We start from the raw sequence: 6712 nt of genomic DNA, 5'->3' as shown, positions 1-6712 counted from the left end.
TCCTGGGCGGAGACCAAGCGCATTGCCGAGATTCTGCGGCGCGAGACCGTCGGCGGCGTCCTGCTGCTGATCGCCTCCGTCATCGCGGTCGTCTGGGCGAATTCGGCGTGGCGGGACGACTACGACTCGCTCAAGGCCGTCACGATCGGACCGTCGGCATTGCACCTGGATCTCTCGCTGTCCGTGTGGGCAGCGGATGGACTGCTGGCGGTGTTCTTCTTCGTCGCGGGACTCGAGGTCAAGCGCGAGTTCGTCGCGGGCGACCTTCGGGAGCCGCGGCGGGCAGCGATCCCTGTCCTGGCGGCCGTCGGAGGCATGGTGGCACCGGCGCTGGTCTTCGTGGCGATCAATGCGCGGACGGGTGACGGAGCCCTCCGAGGCTGGGCGATCCCCACCGCGACCGACATCGCCTTCGCGGTCGCAGTACTTGCGGTGATCAGCACTCACCTGCCGGCTGCGCTGCGTACCTTCCTGCTGACCCTGGCGGTCGTCGACGACCTGCTGGCGATCACCGTCATCGCGCTGTTCTACACGAGTTCGCTCAAGCTGGTCTGGCTCGCGCTGGCGCTCGTCCCGATCGCTATCTTCGGCGTGCTGGTGCAGCGTCGAATCCGATCGTGGTGGTTGTTGCTACCGCTGGCCCTCATCGCCTGGAGCCTGGTGCACGCGTCCGGGGTCCACGCGACGGTTGCCGGAGTGCTGCTGGCGTTCACCGTCCCGGTCATCCGCAGTGATGCTGCAGGTGGGCCCGATGCCGGTCCGGGAATGGCCGAGCACTTCGAGCACCGGGTGCGGCCCTTCTCGTCCGGAGTGGCGGTCCCCATCTTCGCCCTGTTCGCGGCCGGCGTCACAGTTGGTGGATTCGGCGGCCTGCGCGATGCACTGACCGATCCCGTCGCCGTTGGCATCATCGTGGCGCTCCTCGTGGGCAAGACGATCGGCATCTTTGGCACGACCTACGCCGTCTCGCGAATGACGCACGCCGAGCTCGACGACGATCTCGCGTGGATCGACCTGCTCGGGCTGTCCGTGCTGGCCGGCGTCGGCTTCACGGTCTCTCTGCTGATCGGCGAGCTCGCCTACGGCCCTGACAGCATGCGGGACGACCACGTCAAGGTCGGCGTCCTGGTCGGCTCGGTGCTTGCGGCCCTGATCGCCGCGATGATCCTGCGGCGGCGCAACAAGACCTACCGCCGCATCAGTGAGGCGGAGTCGGTGGATGCTGACTTTGACGGCGTTCCCGACGTCTACGACAAAAGCCCCTGATCTGAGGTCGGGGCGTCAAGGCGCCAGGTTGGCGCTGAACGTGTCGGGCTTGTGGATGAATCCGAACCGATTGATCGGCCACACCCGCAACCACGCCTTGCCGACGACGGATCCCTGGGAGATGAACCCGCCACCCGGATCGCCTAGATGGGCGCGGGAGTCGCTGGAGTTGCCACGGTTGTCGCCCATGACCCACAGATGGTTCTTGGGCACCCGGATGTCGAACGCCTGGTCCTTCGTGGCGGTCTCGTCGAGCACGTACGGCTCGTCGATCTGCTTCCCGTTGATCGTGAGCTTGCCATCGGTGCAGCAGACGACCTCGTCGCCGCCGACGCCGATGACCCGCTTGATCAGGTGTCCACCGGTCGGGAACAGCCCGACGGTCTCGAGGGCCTTCTGGATCGGGTTGGACGCGCGCCGGGAAGCCTCGCCACTCAGCCAGCCGCCCGGGTCGTCGAAGACGACGATGTCACCGCGCGTGACGTCGCCGCGCCAGTAGGAGACCTTCTGCACCAGGAGCTTGTCGTCGACCAGCATGGTCGGCTCCATCGACTCTGACGGAATGTAGAACGCCTGCAGGAAGAACGTCTTGACGACGACTGCCATGACCATGGCGGTGGCGACCAGAAGGATCGACTCCTGCCAGACGGGCAGCTGCTTCTTCTTCTGTTGCGTCACGGGGTGAGCCTAGCGGGAAGGGCGGAACCGGTCGGCACAGCCGGGGCGCCAGATCAGACGCAGGTGATGCAGCGCGTGGCCCGCGGGAAGGCTTCAAGCCGCGGTCGGGCGATCTGCCCTGAGCAGCGTTCGCAGGTGCCGTACAGGCCGAGGTCGAGCCGGGCCAGCACGTGCTCGGTCTGTTCGAGTATCGCCGCGGCATTCTCGGCCTGAACGGCGTCCTGCAGCAGCTCGGCCCGGTGGGACGCGACATCGAGGTCGTCATGCAGGACCTCCAGCGTCGACTCGGCCACCGACCGTGCCAGCTGGCCGCCGGCGACGTCGATCTCGGCGCGGAGCCGGTCCGCGGCGACCACCAGCTCGGAGCGCACGGACGCGAGCTCCTCGTCGGTCCAGATCGAACCCTGGGTCGGGTCGAGCTCAGTCGTCATGGAGGGCCTCCGGTGGTCGTCGATGCGCTTTGGGTTACCCCGCCCCGGCTGCCCCATTCGCCCACGAACGACACAGGCCCCCGGGTCTTGGCCCGGGGACCTGCATTCGGTCAGGACTTCTTGCGGCCCGGCTGGTGAGCCTCCTCGTCAGGATGCTCCGGCTCGGCCTGTGCCGCGTGCGTGGGAGCGGGAGCTGGGGCTGGAGCTGCCGTGGGCCGGGGGAACGGATCCGGCGCCGGGGTGCTCTGGCTTCGCCCCCGTACCGCCGCCACGGCGGCAGCGCCACCGCCGACCACGACGCCGAGAAGCGCGATGCGCTTGAGCTTGGAGCGCTTGGGCTTGACTCGCTCGGGGAGTCGGTCCTGCACGTTCTCAGGCAAGCGGTCGAACAGGTCGTCCCGCAGGTCCCGCAGCTGCTCCTTGTCAGGCAGCATCTCGAGCAGCTGGTCGCGGACGACCGGAGCGCGTTCGACGAGCTGTTGCCTGAGATCCTCGGTCTGGTCGTTGAGATCGTCCAGCCGATCCTCGAGCTGGTTACGCAGGGTCTTGTTCTTGGACGGTCGTGCCATGAGTCTCTCCTCGTGTCGATGATGGTTTCGTGCGGGGTCCAACCTCACTCCAGCGCAACCTCCTGCGGTGTCTTGTCGGTGCGCAGTCCGCGCCAGCTGGGCTGGCGGAGCTGACCGCTGGAAGTCCACTCGGTGAAAGCGACCTCGCCAACGAAGCGGGGTGTCACCCAGTGTGCATCGCGAGCGGCATCGCGGGGAACATCGCGGAAGGGACTGGTCTTGCGAGGGGAGGCCGACAGCCGCCGGTGCAGGTCGTTGAGCGTGCGCTCGCCGAAACCTGTGCCGACCCGTCCGACGTAGCGAAGACCGTCGTCGTCGGGAATGCCGAGGAGCAACGCACCGATCCGCCCGGCCCGAGCGCCCTGACCTGGCCGCCAGCCGCCGATCACGACCTCCTGGCTGCGGTGATGCTTGATCTTGATCCAGGCCTGCGCTCGTTTGCCGCTGTGATAGCGACTGTCCCGACGTTTGGCCAGGACACCCTCGAGGTGCTGGGTCCTGCTCGAGGCAACCGCCTCGGTCAGTGATCCCTCAAAAGCACGGGGGACCTTGACGACCTCTCCTTCGATCCCGGTGTCCAGCAGGGCGGTTCGTCGATCGTCGTACTGCTGACCTGTGACCGCTTGGCCCTCGGTCCGCAGGAGGTCGAACACCATGTACTGGACTCGCACTTCGCGCTGCGCCGCAGCGATCTCGGACGTCCGGGTCAGGCCCATGCGGCGCTGCAGTCGCCCGAAGTCCGGGGCACCCGAGTGGTCCAGCGCCACGATCTCGCCGTCCAGCACGGTGTCCCTGAGCCCAAGTCCGGCCAGCTCGGCGACAACTTCGGGATAGGCGTTCGTGACGTCGTTCTGGCGACGGCTGAAGAGGGCGACATCGGATCCGTCCACCACCGCGATCGCCCGGATGCCGTCCCACTTCATCTCGAACGCCCAGTCGTGCCCGGTGGTGTCGCCCCCGTGGTCGATGTCCGTCGCCTTGCCGGGGGTCGCGAGCATCGGCGCAACGAAGCCGTCACTGAGCGGCCGGGTGGGCACGGTCGGTGCCGGCCTGCTGTCATCTCTGGAACGTCGGCTCGAATCCATCAGATGAATCAGCCAGTTCTTGCCGGTCTTGATCAGAGCGAATCTGCGGGGCCCCCCCAGCCCTCCGTCGGCCCGGCCGGTGAGCGTCGCGATGACCTCCTTGCCGTCTCGCCACTTCTCCAGCTCGTAGGTGCCGGCGTCCCAGATCGTGACCTCGCCACCACCGTACTGACCCTGGGGGATGCTGCCCTCGAACGTGCCGTACTCCAACGGGTGGTCCTCGGTCTGTATCGCCAGATGATTCTTGCTCGGATCAGTCGGCACCCCCTTGGGCAGGGCCCACGAGACCAGCACGCCGTCATGCTCGAGCCGGAAGTCCCAGTGCAGGCTGCTGGCGTGATGCTCCTGGATCACGAAGGACGCGGATCCGCTGCCGCCGGAAATCTGGTCCGGGATCGGCTCGGGGGTACGAGATGCCGTTCGTTTCGATCGATAGGGCCCCAGCCGATCCTCGGACGGCGGCACCGGGTCGAGGTCGGCCAGCGGGTCCTTGCGGCGCTTCATCCGGATCAGCACCTCGTCCATCGTGAGCTGCTGGAGGCCGGGCGTCAGCTCTCGCCAGGTCCGGGGCGCCGCGACGTACGGCACGGGTGTCCCACGCAGTGAATAGGGCGCGATGGTCGTCTTGTTGCCATTGTTCTGGCTCCAGTCGACCAGGACCTTGCCCTCCCGCACGCTCTTCTTCATCGAGCTGACGACCAGGTCGGGCAGCTCGGACTCAAGGACCTGGGCAAGCTGCTTGGCGAACCGGTTGACGTACTCGGCGTCATGCTCGCCGTCCAGACCTGCGTACAGGTGAAGGCCCTTGCTGCCGCTGGTGACCGGATAGACCTGGAGGTCGAGCTCGCGCAGCAGCTTTCGTGCCCGGTGGGCGACCTCGACGCACTCAGGCAAGCCTGCGCCCGGGCCAGGATCGAGGTCGAGCACGAGGTGGTCGGGGTGCTGTGGGACCCCGTGCGAGTCGACCCGCCACTGCGGCACATGCAGTTCCAGCGCGCCCACCTGTCCGATCCACGCGAGCCCTGCGGCGCTCTCGAGGACCGGGTAGGTCGTGACGTGGCTCTGGTGCTGGATCTCAACCCGGCGGATCCACTCAGGCGCCGAGGGCGAGAGATTCTTCTCGAAGAAGACCTCCCGCGGCTGATCGGCCGATCCCACGCCGTCGACCCAGCGTTTGCGGGTGACGGTGCGACCTGCGAGGTGGGGCAGCAGGTGCGGTGCAATGCCGACGTAGTAGGCAATCACCTCGGCCTTGGTGGTTCCGGTTTCGGGGTAGAGGACCTTGTCGGGGTGCGTCAGACGGAAGCGACGCCCGGCGACAGCGACAGTCTGGGTCTGCCTGGTGCGTGGCATCGGACCTCCTTTCGCCCACCCAATCAGTCTGGACGTTCGTACCCGCGTGGAATCGGGCGAAACTCCCGGGTACCTGGCTGTGATCTGAAGCGGAACTAGTTCTTAAGAACTAGAAGATTTAGTTATTGGTGCCCACAACCTCTTGCGCTCGGTGGGTCGACGGTGCCAGAGTGGTCGAGCCGGTTGAGCAGCTGCCGAGCACGGATCGAGAGCCCCCGGGGGTTTCCGTGAACATCAGTCCCGCATTTTCGCAGTACGACGACACAGCCGCTTTGATCGAAGCCGCAGGGGCGGCGACCGATCAGGAGCGAAGGATGCTCGAGGATGAGGTTGTCCGCAGACACCTCGGCCTGGCGCATCATCTCGCCGGTCGATATGCCGGCCGCGGCGCCGATCGCGACGACTTGGTCCAGGTCGCATGCTTCGCCTTGGTCAAGGCGATTCGGGGGTTCGATCACGACCGTGGCGAGTTCGTCCCGTTCGCAACGGTCACGATCCTTGGTGAGATCAAGAAGTACTTTCGTGATCACTGCTGGGGAGTGCGGCCGCCGCGTCGGATTCAGCAGATGCAGGCCGACCTCTCCAGCGCCACGGAGCGTCGCTTGCAGGCAGACTCGCACCAGCCCGACGTCACGGCGCTGGCCGACGAGCTCGGTGCAGATGTCGGAGACGTGCGCGAGGCGATGGCCGCACGCAGCTGTTTCTCGCCGACATCTCTCGACCAACCGGTTCGAGATGACGCGCGGCCGCTCGGTGAGACGATCGCCGCAGAGGGGTCGGACTACGACTTCATCGACGACTGGGTCACGGTCGGCCCTCTGTGCCGAGATCTGAGTGACGACGAGCGTGAGCTGCTCCGTCTTCGTTTTGTCGAGGACAAGACGCAGCAGGAGATCGCCGAGCTGGTTGGGGTCAGTCAGATGCAGATCTCGCGCCGGCTCGCGAAGCTGCTGGAGCGACTCCGTGCCTCGGTTGGTTTGGTTGGCGCTGCCTGAAACTCCGCGGCGCCCCGCGACCAACGGATACAGTGACCTATCGGTTCAACGGCAACCGGATTGCGCCGCTGACCGAAGGATCCGAGCATGCCTCGTGCGACCCTGACATTTCAGCTCAGCGGTACCCAGGTCCAAGGCGACCTGATCGAGGAGTTCGGACGGCACGACGGGGTCGACGCGCGGGCGACGACTGTCGATGGCGACGTCGCGATCCGCGTCGAGACCGGAAGCTCGTCAGCGGCCCGGTGGGAGGTGCGGGCGACGGTCGGGATGTTTGACGATCATGCCCGCGAGATATCTCAGTGAGCCGGATCTGACGGGTCGAAGGTCAGAGT

7 protein-coding genes are annotated in these 6712 nt (G+C 66.5%); 3 read left to right on the top strand and 4 right to left on the bottom strand.

Annotated elements, in window-relative coordinates:
- The coding region (gene nhaA, locus WB461_RS11415) for a Na+/H+ antiporter NhaA (protein WP_423852855.1) at nucleotides 1–1266 on the top strand (1266 nt) is incomplete at its 5' end.
- A 15-nt stretch (nucleotides 1267–1281) separates the two neighbouring features.
- Here the strand turns inward: nhaA and lepB are convergent.
- From lepB to WB461_RS11395, 4 genes are all read right to left on the bottom strand, one after another.
- Entirely contained in the window at nucleotides 1282–1944 is a 663-nt protein-coding gene (lepB, locus tag WB461_RS11410; RefSeq protein WP_423852854.1) for a signal peptidase I, read from the bottom strand.
- A gap of 53 nt (nucleotides 1945–1997) precedes the next feature.
- A complete protein-coding gene (locus tag WB461_RS11405; protein WP_423852853.1) occupies nucleotides 1998–2375 on the bottom strand; it encodes a TraR/DksA family transcriptional regulator in 378 nt (125 codons plus the stop codon).
- Between the two features lie 110 nt (nucleotides 2376–2485).
- Nucleotides 2486–2944: a hypothetical protein gene (locus tag WB461_RS11400; RefSeq protein ID WP_423852852.1), complete on the bottom strand. Its 459-nt coding sequence runs from the start codon at nucleotides 2942–2944 to the stop codon at nucleotides 2486–2488.
- Between the two features lie 44 nt (nucleotides 2945–2988).
- On the bottom strand, nucleotides 2989–5382 hold the full coding sequence (locus WB461_RS11395; RefSeq protein ID WP_423852851.1) for an ATP-dependent DNA ligase: 2394 nt from the start codon (nucleotides 5380–5382) through the stop codon (nucleotides 2989–2991).
- Between the two features lie 227 nt (nucleotides 5383–5609).
- Here WB461_RS11395 and WB461_RS11390 point away from each other — a divergent pair, with 227 nt between their 5' ends.
- On the top strand, nucleotides 5610–6377 hold the full coding sequence (locus tag WB461_RS11390) for a sigma-70 family RNA polymerase sigma factor (protein WP_423852850.1): 768 nt from the start codon (nucleotides 5610–5612) through the stop codon (nucleotides 6375–6377).
- An 87-nt stretch (nucleotides 6378–6464) separates the two neighbouring features.
- Nucleotides 6465–6683, top strand: coding sequence for a hypothetical protein (locus WB461_RS11385; protein WP_423852849.1), 219 nt, complete (start codon nucleotides 6465–6467; stop codon nucleotides 6681–6683).
- Nucleotides 6684–6712 lie beyond the last annotated feature (29 nt).

Source organism: Aeromicrobium sp. (assembly GCF_049587115.1).
Lineage (GTDB): Bacteria > Actinomycetota > Actinomycetes > Propionibacteriales > Nocardioidaceae > Aeromicrobium.
This window is presented reverse-complemented; position numbering and strand designations above follow the sequence as displayed.